The sequence below is a fragment of the Anaerotruncus sp. G3(2012) genome (genome assembly GCF_000403395.2).
Lineage (GTDB): Bacteria > Bacillota > Clostridia > Oscillospirales > Ruminococcaceae > Anaerotruncus.
Genome location: NZ_KE159657.1, coordinates 865,758 through 885,090, shown reverse-complemented (window position 1 = coordinate 885,090; position 19,333 = coordinate 865,758). Strand labels below are relative to the sequence as shown.

The following is a 19,333-nucleotide window of genomic DNA, read 5'->3' as shown; positions in this document are numbered from 1 at the left end:
TCCTCCTCCGGGACCTGTAAAAGCGCCAGCATCTTGGTGTAGCCCAAATCGGCAACCGGTTGCCGATTTCCGTATTCGGTTGCCAGCCGCATAAAGTTGCGGGCTGAACGCTCGCTGAAGTCCACTGCATCCCGCAGCCAGTCCGCCCATTCCCCATGCGGCAGGCGCTCCTTGGCTTCGATCAGCCGCTTGCCGATCTCGATGATGTTCTGAACCGTCTGCGCCTTATAGAAATTGATCTCCACCGCGATCTGTTCCACTGTACGCGGCCTGTCCACTGTTTCTGTGCTGGATTCCTTCGGGACCATCATCTCTCGGACGTTAAACTTCCCCATTTGCTCCCTCCTAGACGTTTAGATTTTGAAATGTTGCTATGTAATAGATGTTCCCCTGTTCTTCACTTGAATTTACGATTTCATCGGCATTTCGCCCTTTCTCCCTGCGTTGGAAATGTTCGCAGGTGTCATACGCGAAGTAATATCTGCGGCGTTTCCGGAAAAACGTACAGTGTCCACCATCAAGCGGTGCCTCTCCTGTAACAAATATGGGGTCTTTTACGTAATGCTGGCAAAAGTACTCGCAGTTGATGCAAAACGGCATGTTCCGAATAGATGCTTTGTCTCCGCTATAATATAATTTGCTGCGCTCCTTGAGCGTCATTTTACATATCTCCTTTTTTGCACCCATTTTGGACGTATATTCCAAAATCAGTATAACGTACAATATGGGTGTATGTCAAGAAATTTTGACAGGAGGAATATAAAATGTTTAACGACCGGCTTCGTTCGGCACGCATTTTTCGTGGTTATACGCTCCAGAAAACTGCTGACGCGCTAGGGCTTTCTTTGCGCGCGATTCAAAAATATGAAGGAGGCGAACGAGAACCGAATTTATCTCTACTTGTGGAAATGGCAGATTTTTTTGATGTCCCTACGGATTTTCTTCTCGGTCGAGATGTTTACTTGTGTTCTCTCGGAGTATCCGTTGATGTACCCCCAGAAGGTCCTCCAAGGCGTCCCAAACCTCAAAAGAGCCCTTAAGATTTGCATATTCAATTTTTTGATAATGTCGCAGAGTGATTCCCAATTCATCCGCCATGTCCTGTTGGGTCATGTCTTTGTCTCGTCGGGCTTGCCGTAGATTTTCACGCACTTTTCATCAGTCCCTTTTTGCGTATTTTCCTGTTTATTGGGTACTGTTTCCCTCCTCTGCCTGCTCCAGATACTCCGCCACCAGCGCGACGTAGTCTTGCGTCGCTGTGCTGCGGGGCGCATGGATCAGCAGCGGTTTGCCCTCGTAGGTCGTTTCGGTGACCTTCACAGTGCTGCGGATGCGGGTTTTGAAGATAGGGTAATTCCCGGCGTCATGCAGCCAATCGTCTCCGCGCTGGTTGGCCTTGTTGCGCTGGTACATGGTAAAAAAACAGCCCGCAAACCGCAGGCTGGGATTGCTCTCCCGGATCTCATCCACCTGCTCGATCAGCTCCGCGAGGCCGTCGAACGCAAACTGATCGATCTTGACCGGTACGAGCACATCGTCTGCGGCCATAAGCGCATTGATGACGCCCACGTTGATGTCAGGGGCATTGTCGATCACGCAGAAGTCGTACGCATCCCGCACCGGGTCGAGCGCCCGTCGGAGCCGGTAGTCCCTGCCCCGGCTCATGTTGATGAGCAGCGAGCTGTTCGCCGAAAGCAGGGACATGTTTGCGGGGATCAGGTCGATCCCCGCAATCCCGGTCGGTCGGATCACCCGCCGGACGTCCAGCCCGGGTTGGGTAAGCAGCTCGGCGATGCCGGGCCGGTCATAGCTGTGCAGTCCCCAGAATTTGGTCGTGTTGCCCTGCTTGTCGTTGTCGATCATCAGGACGCGCTGATGGTGGACCGCAGCCAGCACATGGACGATATTGATCGCACTGATCGTCTTGGCCACGCCGCCTTTCAGGTTGATGATGTCAATCACTCTCATGCTGTCACCCCTAAAATGGAAGGTCTCCTTCCGGAGGCATCTCGGTAAAATCCGCCTGCTCTGTTTGCTTGGGCGCTGGCGGTGCCTCCGGCAGTCCTTTGTCTGTTTTGCTGCCATCCCCACAGAACCGGACGCTCTGGGCGATCACTTCGTAAAGTTTTCGCTTGATCCCGTTCTTGTCTGTGTAGGTGCGGGTTTCGATCCGGCCGTCCACCAGGCATGGCTTACCCTTGTGAAAATACTTGCTGACAAACTCCCCGAGTTCCCGCCAGGCGATGACATCGAAAAAGTCCGCCTGGCGTTTGCCGTCCTTGTCCGCATATTGGCGGTCCACTGCGATTGTGAAGGTTGCCACGCTGACCCCGCTGGGCGTCTGACGAAGCTCTGGATCCGCCGCCAGTCTGCCCATCATGATTACCTTTTGATACATCCGTCTATCTCCTCCGAAACCGTTTTGGGGCATACCGGTCTTGATGTATACGGCGGATGGACAGGCGGCACACCGATGCATCTGCCGCCTATATACGATGGGCAGGTGGTTGTCTGGTCGGTATACGCCATTCTGACCTGTCCATCCACCGGGCAGCTGCCATCCGATACAGGTAGCGCGAGCACCTGCAAAATCAGCTGCAAATCATCCAAAGCCAGGGCCTTTCTTTCGATCAGGCTGCCGAGCTTCACCAGATCTTCCGGCGATCCAGCGGGGACGAACCGACGCCAGACCAATCCTTTCGCTGCCTTTGCCGCCGCCTCGTTCAGCTCCACCTGAAGCTGACGGGACTTCTCAAGCAGGTCTTCCAATTCCTGATCCTTTTTTCTCATAAACTTCATCTTAATCCTCCTCATGAAATTTTATTACCTTATTCTTCCTTGAAATTTGCTATTCGGCTTGATTATTCTGGGATTATATGCTATAATTATATTGATTTTACAATTATTTTTTAAGAAAGGGGGGTTGGCTATCAATAAGAAAGTTTCAACACGTTCAGTTGAGGAAAAAGAACGCTTCTTAAAGGAAGGCTACGCAATAGTTTCACTGGCTCAATTTGTGCCTAACGGCAAATGGACTTTCCATCTTGAAAAAGGATCGGATTGGAGTCGGATGCTGGGTAGTAAATAGTCTTCGGATCTCTCCATGTAATGGCATGGAGAGATCATTCTTTTTAGCTCAATTACAAAGCAGGCGCGATAGATTTTTGCTCGCCGTTTCGAACACTATCCCGAAATTCTTTTAATGCGGAGTGTCGGTACATCAGCCTGCATCTGCACCTCAATAGTAAGCGGCTCGACATCCCCTTCTCTCGTTTCGATGATGATTTTCATAAGTTCCCTCCTTCAAAAAAATTGGATCAGCGCATTGGGGTAGTCGGGATCGTAGTCCAACACCATCTTAAACTTCTCATGCTTTAGCTCAATGTTGATGAACTCGGGCATGAATAAAAGTTTTTTTAGATATTCAGACTTATCCCAATGCTGGCGCCATTCTGATTCTTCCTGGATTTCTGAATATCCAAAATGGCGCAACGTATTTTCGATAGGACCTTTTGCGTCATACCGTCTCATGATTTCTTCGAATTCTTCTGCGGTTAATTTTCCTGCGGTCATTTTGGCTGTTCCTCCTCGGTTAAACGTTCCACGTATTTGTGATACATAACGGCCATATCCCGGATGATCCCGTCGCATACCCGCTCTTCGTCTTTGGTCATTCTGCCGGGCTTCGGTTCGACATCTACATCACGATAGATTTTTACGGTCCTAGCAATAGAGCCGTCCGGTGCGCGCAGACCGACTACGCCCGCCCAGACACGCCCTTTACGTTCCATCATACTTTTTCCTTTCCGCCGCCTGTCGGGCGGCTTTTTCTGATTGACTTTTCTAACATCTTGCAGTATTATGAGTTAAAATACATAAATTTACATGAAACGGAGAATTGTTCTATGTATGACACTGATAGGGTCGAACAATACGACCTACTTACTTCGGAGGAACGATCGCTCTTGTGCTCTTGGATAAAGGAAAATCTTTTTCCCATCAAAACATTTGCATGTCAGTCCACTTCCTACGGACTAAAACATATTTTTGAAAACAGTCCAAACGGATTTTACATTACCAACGGAATGTTCAAACAGGCCATGAAAGTTTGTGGTTTTTTGGTCAAGGATGAATCTGAAACCAACTGGACTTTCAATATTTCAAAAAAGTCTCCCGTCTTCCTTAGTCCACACAATCACTAAAATTAGCAACCTTGCATTGCAACTCCACGTCTAGACATATGTATTTTTGTTCATGCATCTCCAGCACCTGATAGCCATGCTTCTGCAGCACCTTACACAGAGTGCTTTTCCCCGTTGGACCCCGTCTCCCATCAATGATGATAAACCGCGACTCTTTTTCTTGGCTGCTCATTGAGAAGAGTTCCTCCGCCACGTCAGGGCCGACTATCGACATTAGATAATTAAAAAATGTAATGTTAGCAGTTGTAAAATGTCCCATAGTTTTCCTTCCCGCCGCCCGCCGGGCGGCTCTTTAGTAGTTGCTCCCTACATCCTTCTCTGTTATACTAATTTAATACACTATGAAAGAAGGATCGAAAATGTCAAACATTCCAGAAGACCTCTCATTTCAAATACTTGAACATATACAAAACAAGGCAGATATAGAAATGGATCTTTATCAAAAATCTCTGAATATGAATTCTGAAGAATCTGTACACGCCATGCTTCATGTTCCTTATTATGAAACAGAAGAATTCAAATGCAAAATTCAAGATATTATGCAATCCCAACGCGAAATAAAAGCTCGGGTTCAAGAGATTGAATTCAATTTTGAAGTTGAAAGACAATCCCGTGTCGAATCTGAAAAAAAAGCAATGGAGGTGGCTAATAGGCGAAAAAATATTGATCGCATTCGCTTCTGGACATCTCTCATCGCTACACTTATAGGCAGCATTGCTGCTGTAGGGAGTTTAGTCGCGACTATCGTTTTGCGTTAGGACCATACCATACATAGAAAAGTATCATAACGATAATATTACACACTGCTGTAACCGAGTTAAAAATGATTGTGATCATATGACCTGTCATCTCCAGCACCTCCTCTCCGCCGCCCGCCGGGCGGCTTTTTTATGCGCTGCGTGGTACGCTCTTCAGATCATCGCTCCTGCCGGGGCAAAAGGAAAGTTTGCGTGCTAGCCGTATCCCAGCAATTACGCCCTGAATCCGAAGACAATCCTCGTTGGAAAGCTCTTCTAACAGGATTGCAAGCTCCCGAGAATCCTGCTTTTGCTGTTCGCTCATAAAATTTAACCTCACTTTCTTTGAATATCAGAATATTGAGACGTCTATGACGTTATTATATTCGCTTAAGACGAATTTGTCAATATAGATTTACGCCATAGAAGAAAAAACTTGACAATGACGTATTTCAGCACTATACTAATAGCAATAAGGAAGGAGGAAGGAACTATTGACTTTGGGTGAACGTATAAGAAAAGTACGTAAAGACTTGGGCCTTACACAACAAGAGTTTGCGGGCCGTATTGGCACGACAGCAAATGTTCTTACTAACTATGAAACCGGACGCAGAAACCCTTCAGCATCAGCTTTTAATAACATCTGCAAAACATTCAATATTTCTGAAGAATGGCTTCGAATCGAGGATGGAGAAGTATTTCTGCCAACACCGGAGACAAGTATAGATCAGCTAGTGAAAGAGTTTCACTTAGGAGACATGGAAAAACAAATCATCTTAGAATTTGTCCAACTTGATGATAAGGATCGAAAGGGTGTGATTGAATACATCCGACGGCTGGCCCAAAACCGCGCTTTCCAAGGGAAGAAAAAGTCGACTCAACTATCAGAAAACGCTATAGAACAAGAAGCAGATAAATTCGCGGCAATGGCGCGAGCTCAATTTCTTGCCGAAAAGATTCAGGAATCCCCGACCTCGTCTGTGAAAGAATCCGTCGGGGCAAAACCAGCATAAAAAATCCCCCGCTCAAACGAACAGGAGAGCAGTGCAAGGTCATAGACATCTGCAATTTGCTGAAAAAATAAAAAAGCCGCCCCCGGCAAGTAACCGGAAGCGGCCGATTGACAATTTCATATTATGCGGTTATAATAAAAACAGAAGGCGCTGCCGATAGACGGTTAGCCCCTCGTGTAGTTACAAGAAGTAACCGCAAACATTGGGACGTGGGCGGTTACTTCTTTTTTTTACGCCGAAATTCCTTCAGGAGCTTCCGGGCTTCGTGAAGCACTCTTTCGAGTGCCAACAAAACGAGGAGCGTCCATATGTATTCCATAGCGTCACCCCCTCTCGAAGGAGGGGGCCGAGAAGTCCCCTCCTTTACAGAGGGACCAACCGCCTACCCGTTACTGGCAGCGCCATCCACATAATAACACAGGAAATCCTATTTGTCTACAAAAAATCCGCTCTCGGTGTTACCAGCACCGAAAGCGGATTCCATAGGGGCAGTAAAATTTTCACCAGCTTACTGCCCCTTTATTTTAGCATACTCTTATGCAAAAAGAAAGGGGATTTTTTATGAAACATGCAGGAGCCACCGCCCGAAACGCGGTTATATACGCCCGTTATTCCAGCCATGGACAAACCGAACAAAGCATCGAAGGACAGCTGCGCGATTGCTATGCCTACGCCCAGCGTGAAGGATATGTCGTCATTCATGAATATGTCGATCGTGCGCTGACGGGGCGGTCTGACGATCGCCCCGATTTCCAACGCATGATTTCTGATGCCCCCAAAGGGCAATTTTCAGCTGTGATTGTCTGGAAATTGGATCGGTTTGCCCGCAACCGCTTCGACAGCGCAAACTACAAGCACCGTCTAAAGAAAAGCGGCGTTCGCGTAGTATCCGCAACCGAACACATCAGCGATGATCCGGAAGGAATCATGCTCGAAGGGATGCTGGAAAGCCTTGCCGAGTATTACAGCGCGAATCTGTCCAAGCATGTGAAACGCGGACAGAGGGAAAGTGCGATAAAAGGAACTTACATAGGCGGCATCCCCCCTTTCGGCTTCAAAATCCAGAACAAGCGGCTTGTGGCCGACGAAGAAAAGGCGCCCATCATAAAATGGATTTTTGAGCAATATGCATCCGGTATATCAAAAAAACAGATTATGGATGAACTCAATGCACGCGGGGTAAAGAACTACTATGGCCGGCCAATGTCCCTATCCAGCCTCCAACATGCTTTGCGCAACCGGAAATACATAGGAGAGTATGTGCATAACGGCATGGAAGTCACCGGAGGCTGTGAGGCCCTTATTGATGAACAAACTTTTCTCCAAGTACAGAAACAGCTGGACAGGCTGCGTCATGCCCCTGCTATAAAAAAGGCGCGGGAAGAATACCTGTTGCAGGGTAAAGTCTTCTGCGGTTATTGCGGTACGCGACTGGTCGGGGATTGCGGCACCAGCAAAACAGGGGTGCTTCATCACTATTACGCTTGCGGCCAGCGAAAAAGGCTGCATACCTGCAAGAAACACAACGAGAAAAAGGATTTCCTCGAATGGTATGTCGTAGAGCAGACCGCCGAATATGTGCTCACCCCTTCCCGCATTGACTACATTGCCGGCCGTCTTGTTGAACAGTACGAAAAAGAGTTTGGCGGCAATAAAATAAAAGATATGGAACGCCAGATCGACAAGCTGGAAAGAGAGATCGCCAACGCTGTCGACGCTTCGATAGAATCTGACTCTCCACACGTTCGCAAGCGTTTCTTTGATAAAATCGAGTTGCTGGAAAGCCAAAAGGCCGATATAGAGCTCGATCTTTCAAGGCTACGTCTGGTCAATGGTATACACTATTCGAAAGAACAAATCATGGCATGGCTGAAAACATTTTGTGATGGAGATCCATGCGACAGCTTTTTTAGAAAAAGAATTATCGACGTATTTATAAATTCAGTGTATGTCTACGATGACAAGATCGTAATTTACTACAATATTAAAGACAGTAAGCAGGTATCTTATATGGATATGTGCGACGACTTGGAGGACTTGGAAAATCAGGACGCGGAAAGCGGTCCAGAGGCTGCTGCTCGCAGTGAAAACAAGGCGGCTCGCGTTCGGATAATAGATAATGTGGCCCGCCATGAGCCTGTCTACAGATTTTGTAGGCAGGCTTTTATTTTATTCACTGGCTGAAACAATTCTCCCAAAAATATATGTTGAGCGGGGTATAAAACATACCCCGCTCATAACATCATCAGGACTCATGCAGTTGGCCTATTGGCCAGCGCTTTTATAACATTTTTAATAATCATCTTCCCTGTTGGCACGCACTCGGAGGATGATTACCACTGCCACACCGACAGCTCCTGCGATCAGCAGCAGGATCACCACCGGCAGAATCCAGTTTGTACCGCCTCTGCTGGGCTCCTCGACCTCTGCATCCACCGGCTGTTCCGGCTCAAGATCGTCCGGCTCACTTTCGGAGGGGACTTCCTCGTCAGGCTCATCGGATTCATCCGGTTCTTCAACCTCATCCTCAGGCGGAACTGTGACATTAGAGCTTCCTCCAGCAGAACCGGTCGATCCAGATGGAGCTGTGGTTCCGCCCTGCTGTTGCTGCTGTGCCGGCGGTTCCCAAACATCTTTGGAAGCAATCACATATTTGGACGCATGGGTAAACGTGTAATCTATCATGCCGTTCGACGCCACTTTTGCACTCTCCAGATAGTCGAGGGTCGCTTCATTTTCATTATAGTAGGAAAGATGCGCTGTCTCCCCAACATAGTGACTGCCTACTCGGTAAGAGAGCGTCGCTTCACAAGGAAGCTGTCCGCTATAAGCAATCTCAAACTGCACCAGATCGGTGTTTTCCACCGCTGCGGAAAGGTTCTTATACCGTATCTTCTCAATCGAAAAATCATAATACATCCGGTTGGTGGGAATCGAAATTCCCTTGGTGATATGGAAAGTCCAGATGTAATCTCCGTAATCAAGTACTAGCTGAATTCCCTTCTGTGCGGCCTGGCGGAAGATCTCATGCCCGATCACCTGTCCCTCCCGGACGCGGATGGTCAGCACTTTCTGTCCGTCACTTTCTGTGACACGGCTGGAAACGTCATCCCAATCAAGGGTTTTGCTGCTATCGGAAGAAGAATCATCCGAATCAGAATCGGAGCCGCCTCCGCCGCCTCGATTGCCACCCGAGCTGCTGCTAGAACTGCTGCTCCCCGCAGTCGATCCAGTGACCTTCAACGTCGGATTCTGAAAGACCGTTTTTTCCTGATCCCCATCCAGTGCGATCATCTCGTTCCCGACTGAAATCCGGGAGCTCGGGATTGACTGGTCAAATGTCAGCTCCGCAAGCTCTATGCTGTTGCTGTTGGCAATCGGCCTGAGCCGGTCAATATAAACCGTCAGGATTGTTTTTCCGTCTTTCTGGCTTGTGTCGATTCTCTGGAAATGCGCCGAGGAATTGTCCCTCCAGGTTACCTCCGGCGCATTCACCTGGCGGTCGATGCAGATATCAAACTGCACCGATTCAAACCTGCTGCTGAACTCCTCCAGACGCAGGATATACTGGTTGCGTACGCCGCTTTCCTTCAGAACGATTCGGGGCTGTTGTGCGACAGCGGCAAATGCCGCCATCGCACAACAGGAAATCGCTGTCACTGCCGCAAGCAGTACGCCCATAAACTTTCCTAGCTGTTTCATCTGTGTTTAATCCTCCAGTATGATCGTGGGCATCGACTCGTATGTGGGAGAAGGAATCCAGCGGGTATCGCTTGTGATACGGCCGTTCCCCCCCTCTGGGACATCCTTCCGATGGAGCTCCGCCATGATCTGAGTTGGGAGTATGCTGCCGGCACATGCCGCAGAACCATCTTCCTGTACAGAGCCTGTTGTATCGCTCTGCTGTTTGGGAACAAAGATCCAGAGGCCGTTGTCGATCTCCGCCATATCCCCTTCTTTGGGCATTGCGGCAAAGAGATAGATCTCACCTTCGAGCGGAACCTTGTCGGTCTCGGTGTCGTTCTGCTCCTCTCCCGTATAATCAACATTCTGGCTCTTGCCATAAACCCGGATGGTATTGAACACCGGGTTGCCGCGGAAGCTGCCGGTTACGATGAGTTTGCCTGATGCAATCTCACCATAGCTCCTGCCCAGAATCCCGATCCCATTGATGCCAAATTCGATATTGTCTCCGGGATACGCTGCAAAGTCAATCTTCTCAGCAGAGATGCCTGCTGGCAGGCCGCTGACTTCAATTGTCTTTGCATCAAACGGGCAGATGCTTCCATCCGCTTCTTTCCGGGTGAAGAACCGCAGTTTCGCAGGATCCTTGCGGATTTCCTCATAGCTGATTTCCAGCACTGTTGTCTTCTTGCCGGCTGCATCGGTGACCACAACTTTGACAGTCCCACTTTCCGCTGCTTTTACCGGGGTTTCTTCTTCTGTAATTACCGGGAATCCAGGGCCGCTGTCCTTTACCGGAGCATTGGGCTGACTATTCGACGGTTCATCCATACCCGATGCTGGGGCAGAAGAAGTATTTTCCGTCGAACTTCCCGATACTTCGGATTCACTCTGTGAAGAAGCGGAAGAAGCATTTTCCGATGCACTGCTCGAGGATTCATCTGTACTCTGTGTGGGATCGGAAGAAGTGTTTTCTGACGGGCTGCTTGAGGTCTCTGTTATGTCAGACGAGGAACTTTCGCCCGAAACGGCTGCCGTCTGCCCTGCTGCTGGGAATTCATTGAATACGATGCCAGCGATCGACTGTGGGCTACTCCCGAAATCAACAGTCAAAAGACCGTCCGCCAAACTTGTGGTATACTTCCCTTTCTCAATCAGATTGTTATGCTCAACCTTGAGCTCTGGTGCGGAATCCTCCGCAATAACATAACCGAGGATATCAACCGCCTTGACTGAATAGGTAACCGCCTTGTTGTTTACCGAACCGAGTGAATCATCCCATGTAGTTTTTCCGGATTTTGCCGAGAGGAACGCTACCGGTTCGGTCTTGCCGTTCAGTGTACGGCTGATCTCATAGCCAAGCATCTTGGCCCCCGATGCAGGAGTGACGCTGACGGTCGCTTTTTTGGTTGCAGCATTGTACGATGCGCTGATCCCAACCGATCCGGACTGCCTGGATGTCCCGGCAATACGCTCTCTGCGGGATTCATCGGTCAGATACTGAATCTTGCGCTCCTCGGCGCCACCGCCCTGACCGCTCGGCTCCAGGCCCCAGCTCCGGAAGAATTCACTGAGGTCTTTGCCCGAGACCTGGCTGGCTGCGGCCATAAAGTTCGCGTCCCCGCCGCCGATCTTGTTCAGCTCGTTGTAGAAGTTGTCATCCGGACCGTCATACGCCAGATGCAGCTGCCAGTACATACCAAGGCTGACAAACACGTCGTTCGCCATCCCCTTCTGTCCGGAAGTGACCTTCTGGAAGATTGCCTCGTACTTGTTCGAGTTTTCCAGACGGGAATTCAGCGCGTTGTTCCTGCCATCGTAGGTCTGGGCGAAGAGAGAATAGATATTGTTGGTGATCTCGGCTTTTCCGAGGGTATCCATCACATGTCCAATCTCGTGCTGGATGCCCCATCCAAACAGTCCGTTGGCATTGTTCGCCCCGGTGACTGTGGTCGGCCTGCCGCCGATCATCCCAGAGCAGGAACCGTATCCGATGCCGATATGACTTCCGCTTGCATACATGAAGGCGTTGCCGAACATCCGCATATACCGGATATTGTGTCTCGAGGCAGACTTTTCAAGGTCCGCTTCGTCGATTCCGTGGGTCCTGTACATCAGCTTCATCAGCTCTTCCCACGCCAGGCCATCATTATAGAGGGCATTAGCACCGTTCGACCCAAGCCCGGCCCGTACCTGGCTGGCTGGCAGCGAAAGCAGCACATGTGGGAAAGCGATCTCGGTCGCATTTAGGATATGGGTTTGCAGAGTATTATTGTTCATTCCGCTCAACTTCGAGGTGTAATAGCTTTCCAGCTCGCTCACATAAGCGGAAATCCGCGCTTTTACTTCGCTCTCCCCGATCTCATGCCAATCGGAAAGTTCAAGAACCGGGATTTTGTTCCCGCCGCGCACCTGCATTTTGATCTCGCTGGCCTTCGACCCGCTGTATTGCAGATAGAGTGATCCGCCCTTCTGCGGAGAAACATCGTTCAGACGCGGGATTGTGATGATGTTGCGCCCGTTCTCCAGCTTGATTGCGCTTCCACTCCATCTGGCGGCCTCTGCGAAATGCTGGGTCGGGATCAAATTGACCGTCTCGCCTTCCGGAATCTGTGCATAGACTACAATCTGTTTTCCGGCCTCTGCGGTCACACCGAGCGGCTGGAAGGTATTGATCTTTTTCGGGTCTCTCGAGCTGTCGCGTGACTGTACCTGATCCATCACCGCGCCAATCCCGGACTTGTCGCCCTTCAGCAGCGATTCCGCCAGCGAAAGCTCATCCAACAGGATCTCCTTATTGACGTAATAGCCGTCCCCACTCTCAAGCCGGGCACGCAGTTCATCAATTTTGGCCTGTGTTGCCCCAGATGCCACCGCTGTGTAGGTATTGTCGGTAAACAGGCTGCGGATGCTGTCATCAATATCATCATAGGTATAGAACGCGATCTCAGCAAGCGAGGAAGGCTGCGGTGTACCGTCGCCCTGACGCACCAGCACTGAAATCTTCTTGATATGGTCGTTGCGCTTAAACGGCAGGATTGCATATCCGGTCTCTTTTGGATTGTTCCTGACAATCGGCGCGCTCCCCACATTTCCTTCGGGACGGTTGCCCAGCTTGCCCTCATCAGCGGTCAGCCAGGTCATATTCCCATCCTTGTCCCATGCTGCGATCGAATACCGCTGGAGCGACTCTGGGAACCCTTTGTTCAGACGGGGAACATAGATCAAGTAGTCCATGCTCTTCTCTTCGTCAAACTCAAAGGTGATTCTGCTGCTCTCCCACCAAGCACGTGCAGTCCAATGGGTTTCAAAGTCTCCGTCGTAGACCCACTTGATGTCAAATTTTCCATCGTATTCGCTGGAAACATTGTTCTTGTTTTCCAACTCCGCACGAATGATCGCCGAATTAGGGATCCGGTTGAGGGTAGGCAGCTCAGGAATTTTTAACGTTTCTTTTTCCGGTTTTCCAGTCGCAGTCAAGGAAGGCTTGCTGAATCCGATTTTATTGCCTGCTGTGACATAGAAATCATAGGATACGTCATTCGTCAGACCGCTGACCCGGAACGAAGTACCGGCCTGCTTCTCTTTTGCCAGTTTAAACTCACTTTCAGAGGATGCCTTGTAGTAAACGTTGTAGAACTCCGCATCCTCTGCATTTTTCCAGTTCACAACGATTGCGCTGTCTTCCGGCGTCAACGAAAGGTTATCTGGGGGCAGCGGCGCCTTATTTGGCTGCGGAACACAGGTTACCGTTGCAGAGGGGTCGCCCGTCCATTCTCCGCTATACGCTGACACCGTAAAGTAATAGGTTTTGAGGTTTTCCAGCCCAGTGATGACCGCTTCATTCGTGCCGACACGGAGCTGCTTGTTCAGTGCATTTGCGGAAAGCCCGTATTTTACAATATAACCATCCACATTGTCCACCGCGCGCCAGGTGAGCGATGCCTGTTTGGCGCCTGGTTCTGCGTAAACATTTTTGGGAATCGACGCACCAAGATCAATATTATCCGGTATGATATCCCTCAAAAATTCGATCTTCTCAATGACCGTATAACTGACCTTGCCGTTCTCCCCAATCACCTTCTCAATTGTGATCGTGATTTTCTTTACCGGCACCCGCTTGTTCAGCTTGATAACGACCGTACTATCCCCAGGGCTGCGTTCAATAGCGTGAGCCCCTGCAGGAGATGTGTTATCAAATGTGATCTGCTCGGTGGTACCGTCCTCGTATTCGATTTGCGCATTTCCCTTTTCGGGCGCTCCATTGATCGACGGGGACACAATCTCAATCTGCCCCATCACTTTTGGCGTCTCAAAGGTAATGGGAATCTGGAGCGGCCCGCCTTTGGTATTAACTAGCTTTACTGCCTGCCCGTTATCCTCAAACAGGTCCTCCAGACTGCCCTCAAGCTGGACACCGCTCTTCGAAAGCTCCTGTGCGATGGCATCTGTATCCAAAATCCCGGCTGTGACCATCGCACCCTCGTAAACCTCTGCGGGGCGCTTGGCCCCCATGTTATGGTGAACCAATGCAATATCTGTAATATCTACCTTTCCGTCAAAGTTCAGATCAGCGTCCCCAGAAGACTTTCCAAGTGCAGCAGATATCTTGCTGAAATCCGTCTGGTCAATCTTTTGGTCACCAGTGACATCCCCCAGTGCAAATCCGCCGCTCTCTGCACTGACACAAAGTTTCGGCACGTATTCGTTGATCGAAAGTTCCTGAGAGGTGAAGCTGCTGTATCCGTCCCCCTCAAAACTCACCCGATATTTGAGATTTCGGGGCAGATCGAAAAACTCCAGAAGATAAAATCCAACCTTGTCATTTCCAGCAAGCGGAACATCCTGTGGATTATGTAAGGTCAGCTTTACTTTGGCTTCTTTTCCGCCAAATGAAAACTTCTGCTCGCTGCCAATTTTGCTCAGTTCAAGCCGGCAGGACTCATTGTTATCCCCTGTCAATGTCAGTGCAAGGTTGCGTTTTGCGAGTGTTTCGGCAGCTTCTCGGTAACCCATCTGCAGCACAACGCTCAACCGCCCTGCATTCTGCGCTGGAGATGACATCACATTGATGACTTCAAGCGGCTCCTGTGCATAGGCCGGCAGCGGAAAACCAGACAGAACCAATGCCGCTGACAAAAACCCTGTAAGCATTCGTTTCATGGTTTCTACTCCTCTATCGTGGGATCGGCAATCTAAGCCAAGAAACAGTATAACACAAAGTTCGACCCTATTCCAGACATTTTTTGTAATCTTTTAACAAAAAACAACCTTTTGTTCTGTCTAAAGTGCAAAGCAAAAGAACTTTCCATTCTTGAATTTTCCATTTTTAAAAAAGGATTCTGTAAAGGTATTTTCCATTACATATAAAAACAGACGGGAACATCCCGTCTGTCCTTTTGTCTGCATCAAATCATTTTTTGCTGCCCGCCGCCAAGTGGAAAGGCCGGGACGACAGATCGTTTTGGACGCGAAGCTGGTTTCCTTTTAGAATCTTCTGCCCGCGCCGCCTCCGCCGAAGCTCCCTCCCCCGCCGAAAAATCCTCCGCCGGAGAAGCCTCCGCCGCTGTGGAATCCGCCTCCACCGAACCCGCCAAAGCCACCGCTCCCAAAACCGCCCCCGCCTGTAAACGGTGGCCATCTGCGATATCTGTTGTGTGGTCCATTGCCATTGACCAAAAAGACGAGGATAAGCACAAGCACAACAATCAGCATAACCAGATCGAATGTATCCTCAGCGCTGAGACCAGAAGAACCTTGCTCCATTTCTGGAAGATCCTCCAATCCGTACTCCTTCATAACCTCTGAAAGCAACGCCTGATAGAGCCGCAATGTTCCTGCATCAAAGGCTTTATTCCGGTAATCTTCGAGCGCGTATCGGTCGATCAGCCGCCCGACCTTCGCATCGTTCAGCACCCCTTCCAGACCGCGGCCAACCGCAGTATAGATTTGTCCTTCGTCTGGGCAGAGCAGCAGCAAAACCCCGTTGTTTTTCTCCTTATCTCCAATCCCCCACTGACGTCCGGCGTGGAGGGCATACTGTGCAGCCGGCTCACCATCAAGTGTTTTGACAGTCAGCACTACAATTTGTGCACCAGTCCGCTCCGCCAGAGAGGAGGACTGGCTGACGATATAGGATTCTGTCTCATTGGAGAGCACCTCTGCATAATCGTTTGCATAGAACTGCTCGGTTGGCTCGGGGTAAGCGGCGGCACAGAACAGAAAAAATGCTGCCGCTATCAGCCCTGCAACTATTGTCTTTGCTTTTTTCACAATCCTCTTTTGCCCCCTCTACTTCCAAAAACCGGGTAATCATGGAAGCCATTGAAAAGAGCTATTCCTAGCTCTTTTCAAGTCTACTTAAATCTACAACGCCTTGCCGCAGAATACTGCTATCGGCAGCCTATTTTCATTTACTATAGCCATCAGACGCACTTTGTATCCTGGCGGACTTTGCCTGTCATTTCAAAATGAAGTGTATTGGCTATCATCCGAGCAATGATCCCACATCCGGGACATTCTGCGCAGACTCAGGCGCTGTAAAGTATTCTGCCTTTTCAAAGCCAAATAACCCTGCAATTAGCTTATTGGGAAATGTTATCACTTTTTGGTTATATCTCTGCACAGCTTCATTATAGTCTATCCGCGCTGCTGCAATCCGGTTTTCAGTTCCTGCCAGCTCATCCATCAGTGAAGTATACGCCGGTGTAGATTGGATGTCTGGATAGTTCTCAACCACGACCATCAGGCGGGAAAGTGCACTGGTGAGGTTGTCATTCGCCGCAGCAAGCTCCTCCATCCCTCTGGCCCCAGCAAGTTGTGCACGCGCTTCGGTCACGCTGTCAATCACAGACTGTTCATGCGTTGTCAGACTCTTGACCGTACTGGTCAGATTTGGGATCAGGTCCGACCGCCTCTGGAGCTGGGTCTGGATTGTGGACTGTTGGGTATCCACTGTTTCGCGAAGGGTGGCCAAACCATTATAGGCGCCAAACAGCGACATTCCAACTACAACCGCCAAAACTGCAACCACAATCAAGATCATTTTTCCGGTTGACATTTTCTTCATAGAGAAACCTCCTTTTTTAAGATTCTGTCCGGCTCTCATTCTACCAGTTTCCGAATTTCAATACAAGCTTCCCCGTTATAATTCACAAATTATCTGCGGTTTATTTTTAAAAATTTCATGGAAGTTTTTTTGAAAATGGTGCGACAAACTTTTCTTTTTATGATATGATTATACGAAAGTATCTTAAAATCTTGTGTTACCTAGAACGGATGCTTCGTGGCAACCGCGTTCAAAATCAGTCTACAGGCGGGCAAGGAGATCTATCCTTGCTTTTTTTGAATGGCTGCTTCGAAAATCAGGAGCTGTTTAAAAAATCAAATAACTGTCTTTTTCTGAAAAAGCGGCATCTGCTGCGTCGGAAATCCATGGAATACACAAAGTATTTCTGTGCTTTTCTCCTTGTGCCGCCCGTCCATTATGAAAAAATTTCCAGTTTATCTGTTTTTAAACAGGCCCCATCCGAAACAACAACATAACCCATCTTTATTTCATTTTGAAAGAAACTTAGAAAGTGAGAGATTTATGAGCAATACCCTATTTGAAAGTATCGGGCTTTCTCCCGAACTCTGCCGGGCAGTCAGCGACATGAATTATACCGAAGCAACCGGCATTCAAGCGGGAGCAATCCCATTATTGATGCAGGGGTTGGACGTAATCGGCCGCAGCAGTACCGGAACCGGTAAAACTGCCGCATTCGGTATCCCCGCAGTTGAACGGGTGTCTGGAGGAGATCGTCGCGCACAGGTCCTGGTGCTCTCCCCTACCCGTGAACTTGCAATGCAGATTTCCGAGGAAATGCGCAAATATGCAAAATACAAAACCGGTATTTCGGTCGCGGCAGTTTATGGTGGCGCGCCGATGGATGCTCAAATCACCCAGCTTCGCACCGCCAACATTGTTATCGGCACACCGGGGCGGGTGATGGACCACATGCGCCGCCGCACTCTCAGGCTTGATACTCTTAAAATGGTGGTTTTGGACGAGGCGGACGAGATGCTCAATATGGGATTTCTGGAAGATATCCAGTCGATCCTTTCGGCGACTCCGGAAGACCGGCAGACGGTTCTTTTCTCAGCCACGATGCCACCCACAATCTTGAAGATCACTTCCGAGTTTCTGAAAGATCCGCAGACTGTCCATATCCGGACCCCACAGAAAACAATCGAAACGATCGACCAGTATTTTTACCAGGTACCGCAATCCCGTAAAATGGACGCGATCAACCTCCTTCTCCAGATGCAGGAGCCAAGCCGGTCGGTGATCTTCTGCAACACCAAGTCGATGGTAGATGATCTGGTGCAGTATCTGGGTGATCGAGGATTTCAGGCGCTCGGCCTACATGGAGACATGAAGCAGTCCGGCCGCACACAGGTGATGCAGAGTTTTCGTAATGGAAAGGCGAGCATTCTGGTTGCGACCGATGTGGCGGCCAGAGGAATTGACGTCGAAGACATTGAAGCGGTTTACAACTTTGACATTCCACAGGAGTTTGAGTACTATATCCACCGAATTGGCCGCACCGGACGGGCAGGAAAAAGCGGGACCAGCCATACGCTTGTGTGTGGTTTCCGGCAGCTCAATACGATGAAAGAGCTGCGCCGGTACATCAATGCAGACATCCGGGAAGCGCCACTCCCCTCAGCGGAAGATATTCTGCGCAGACGGCAGGAGCATTTTTCCGCCAAGGTGGCTCAGACACTCGAGTCAGGAGGATACGAGGCGTTTGGTGGGCAGATAGACGAAATTCTTCAGAATCAGGGTTGCGGCCTGCGCGATGTCGCCTGCGCACTTGCACAGATTATTTCTTCCAGTGAGAAAAAGACGATTCCTGTGGTGAAAGCCACTGTTTCTGCGGATTCTTCCAGGCGGGGTGGCAAACGGGTGGTACTCAACGCAGACATTGGAAGCGCCAATCGAATTGGAGCTAATTTTATTGTCGGCGCCATCGTGGATTCTACCGGACTCCCCTCCCGTTCGATCGGCAGGATTGACATTTTTGACGACCATACCCTGATTGAAATGTTTGAAAATGATGCACTTACCGTCCTCAATGAAATGTCCAGTGTGCGGATTCGGGGATGCGAGACCCATTTCACCCTCTCGACGGAAAAACCGCGCCCTGCCTTTCAGGGGAATCGACGTCCCCGTTCAGCGGAAGCCCCCTTTGCTTCCCGTGACCGGTTGAGTGGGAAGCCGTCCCGCCGGGGCCACCGCCGCAACAACGAAAAATGGTCTAGAAAACAGGAGCGCCGCAACCGTCTGGAGATCGACTAATCGGATATCCCCTGCTTGCGCGCTACGAAATAAGAAGTCATGAGGAGGCGAACACAATGGGAATTGGGGGATGGATTCTGCTGATCTTCGCAGTCGTGGTAGGTATCTATGCCTGCGTCGTGATGGATAAAGCGAAATCCAGATGCCATAAGGGTGGCTGTACCAAATGTGGCCGCTGCCACCGGATGCGCGAGGACGCGGAACAATCTTAAAACCTTTCGAGGGGTCTTTCTACAAGATAGAAAGACCCCTTCTTGCTGTCTCAGCAGTATGAAAAATCAACCTTTGTAACGTGGTGCTCTTGATTCAAAGTAAAAGAAAGCGCTTTTTAGGAGGGGGTTCTTCGAACCCTTT

Annotated in this window: 18 protein-coding genes and 1 pseudogene; 7 read left to right on the top strand and 12 right to left on the bottom strand. The window is 49.6% G+C overall.

Annotated elements, in window-relative coordinates:
• Window positions 1-335, bottom strand: a 335-nt coding sequence (locus C814_RS09870; protein ID WP_016315545.1) for a DUF3102 domain-containing protein, incomplete at its 3' end; no start/stop codon positions are given.
• Between the two features lie 429 nt (window positions 336-764).
• On the opposite strand from C814_RS09870, the gene C814_RS22865 reads away from it, so the two are divergent.
• Window positions 765-1,040 carry a helix-turn-helix domain-containing protein gene (locus C814_RS22865; RefSeq protein WP_081644926.1) on the top strand — a complete coding sequence of 92 codons (276 nt, stop codon included), beginning with the start codon at window positions 765-767 and terminating at the stop codon, window positions 1,038-1,040.
• 1 nt (window position 1,041) lies between these two features.
• Here C814_RS22865 and C814_RS24885 read toward each other — a convergent pair.
• From C814_RS24885 to C814_RS09845, 4 genes and pseudogenes are all read right to left on the bottom strand, one after another.
• Window positions 1,042-1,098, bottom strand: a pseudogene (locus C814_RS24885) (hypothetical protein); the annotation flags it as partial.
• Between the two features lie 87 nt (window positions 1,099-1,185).
• Window positions 1,186-1,968, bottom strand: coding sequence for a ParA family protein (locus C814_RS09855; RefSeq protein ID WP_016315542.1), 783 nt, complete (start codon window positions 1,966-1,968; stop codon window positions 1,186-1,188).
• A 10-nt stretch (window positions 1,969-1,978) separates the two neighbouring features.
• A complete protein-coding gene (locus C814_RS09850) occupies window positions 1,979-2,398 on the bottom strand; it encodes a single-stranded DNA-binding protein (RefSeq protein ID WP_016315541.1) in 420 nt (139 codons plus the stop codon).
• Window positions 2,383-2,799, bottom strand: a complete 417-nt coding sequence (locus C814_RS09845) for a hypothetical protein (RefSeq protein WP_016315540.1) — start codon at window positions 2,797-2,799, stop codon at window positions 2,383-2,385. The genes C814_RS09850 and C814_RS09845 overlap by 16 nt, the downstream gene beginning before the upstream one ends.
• A gap of 124 nt (window positions 2,800-2,923) precedes the next feature.
• Between C814_RS09845 and C814_RS23490 the strand changes: the two genes are divergently transcribed.
• Entirely contained in the window at window positions 2,924-3,088 is a 165-nt protein-coding gene (locus C814_RS23490) for a hypothetical protein (RefSeq protein WP_155846338.1), read from the top strand.
• 215 nt (window positions 3,089-3,303) lie between these two features.
• Here the strand turns inward: C814_RS23490 and C814_RS09840 are convergent, their stop codons facing one another.
• The 3 genes from C814_RS09840 to C814_RS09830 form a co-directional block, all read right to left on the bottom strand.
• Window positions 3,304-3,573, bottom strand: coding sequence for a hypothetical protein (locus C814_RS09840; protein ID WP_016315538.1), 270 nt, complete (start codon window positions 3,571-3,573; stop codon window positions 3,304-3,306).
• On the bottom strand, window positions 3,570-3,794 hold the full coding sequence (locus C814_RS09835) for a hypothetical protein (protein WP_016315537.1): 225 nt from the start codon (window positions 3,792-3,794) through the stop codon (window positions 3,570-3,572). The genes C814_RS09840 and C814_RS09835 overlap by 4 nt, the downstream gene beginning before the upstream one ends.
• Window positions 3,795-4,182: 388 nt before the next feature.
• Window positions 4,183-4,461, bottom strand: a complete 279-nt coding sequence (locus tag C814_RS09830) for a hypothetical protein (RefSeq protein ID WP_016315535.1) — start codon at window positions 4,459-4,461, stop codon at window positions 4,183-4,185.
• A gap of 100 nt (window positions 4,462-4,561) precedes the next feature.
• Here C814_RS09830 and C814_RS09825 point away from each other — a divergent pair, with 100 nt between their 5' ends.
• The 3 genes from C814_RS09825 to C814_RS09815 all read left to right on the top strand — a co-directional run bounded on the left by C814_RS09825 (window position 4,562) and on the right by C814_RS09815 (window position 8,136).
• Complete coding sequence (locus tag C814_RS09825; protein WP_016315534.1) at window positions 4,562-4,960, top strand: hypothetical protein; 399 nt, start codon at window positions 4,562-4,564, stop codon at window positions 4,958-4,960.
• Window positions 4,961-5,433: 473 nt separating this feature from the next.
• Window positions 5,434-5,952 carry a helix-turn-helix domain-containing protein gene (locus C814_RS09820; RefSeq protein WP_016315532.1) on the top strand — a complete coding sequence of 173 codons (519 nt, stop codon included), beginning with the start codon at window positions 5,434-5,436 and terminating at the stop codon, window positions 5,950-5,952.
• A gap of 561 nt (window positions 5,953-6,513) precedes the next feature.
• Window positions 6,514-8,136: a recombinase family protein gene (locus tag C814_RS09815; RefSeq protein ID WP_016315531.1), complete on the top strand. Its 1,623-nt coding sequence runs from the start codon at window positions 6,514-6,516 to the stop codon at window positions 8,134-8,136.
• Window positions 8,137-8,244: 108 nt separating this feature from the next.
• Here the strand turns inward: C814_RS09815 and C814_RS09810 are convergent, their stop codons facing one another.
• The 4 genes from C814_RS09810 to C814_RS09795 all read right to left on the bottom strand — a co-directional run bounded on the left by C814_RS09810 (window position 8,245) and on the right by C814_RS09795 (window position 16,705).
• The gene (locus C814_RS09810; protein WP_016315530.1) at window positions 8,245-9,654 is read right to left on the bottom strand and encodes a hypothetical protein; all 1,410 of its coding nucleotides are present in this window, start codon (window positions 9,652-9,654) and stop codon (window positions 8,245-8,247) included.
• A gap of 6 nt (window positions 9,655-9,660) precedes the next feature.
• Window positions 9,661-14,799, bottom strand: coding sequence for a fibronectin type III domain-containing protein (locus C814_RS09805; protein WP_016315529.1), 5,139 nt, complete (start codon window positions 14,797-14,799; stop codon window positions 9,661-9,663).
• Window positions 14,800-15,123: 324 nt separating this feature from the next.
• Window positions 15,124-15,909, bottom strand: a complete 786-nt coding sequence (locus C814_RS09800; protein WP_016315528.1) for a TPM domain-containing protein — start codon at window positions 15,907-15,909, stop codon at window positions 15,124-15,126.
• 214 nt (window positions 15,910-16,123) lie between these two features.
• Entirely contained in the window at window positions 16,124-16,705 is a 582-nt protein-coding gene (locus C814_RS09795; protein WP_016315527.1) for a LemA family protein, read from the bottom strand.
• A 522-nt stretch (window positions 16,706-17,227) separates the two neighbouring features.
• Here C814_RS09795 and C814_RS09790 point away from each other — a divergent pair.
• Window positions 17,228-18,979: a DEAD/DEAH box helicase gene (locus C814_RS09790; RefSeq protein ID WP_016315526.1), complete on the top strand. Its 1,752-nt coding sequence runs from the start codon at window positions 17,228-17,230 to the stop codon at window positions 18,977-18,979.
• A gap of 56 nt (window positions 18,980-19,035) precedes the next feature.
• A complete protein-coding gene (locus tag C814_RS23485; RefSeq protein WP_016315525.1) occupies window positions 19,036-19,191 on the top strand; it encodes a hypothetical protein in 156 nt (51 codons plus the stop codon).
• Window positions 19,192-19,333: the final 142 nt, after the last annotated feature.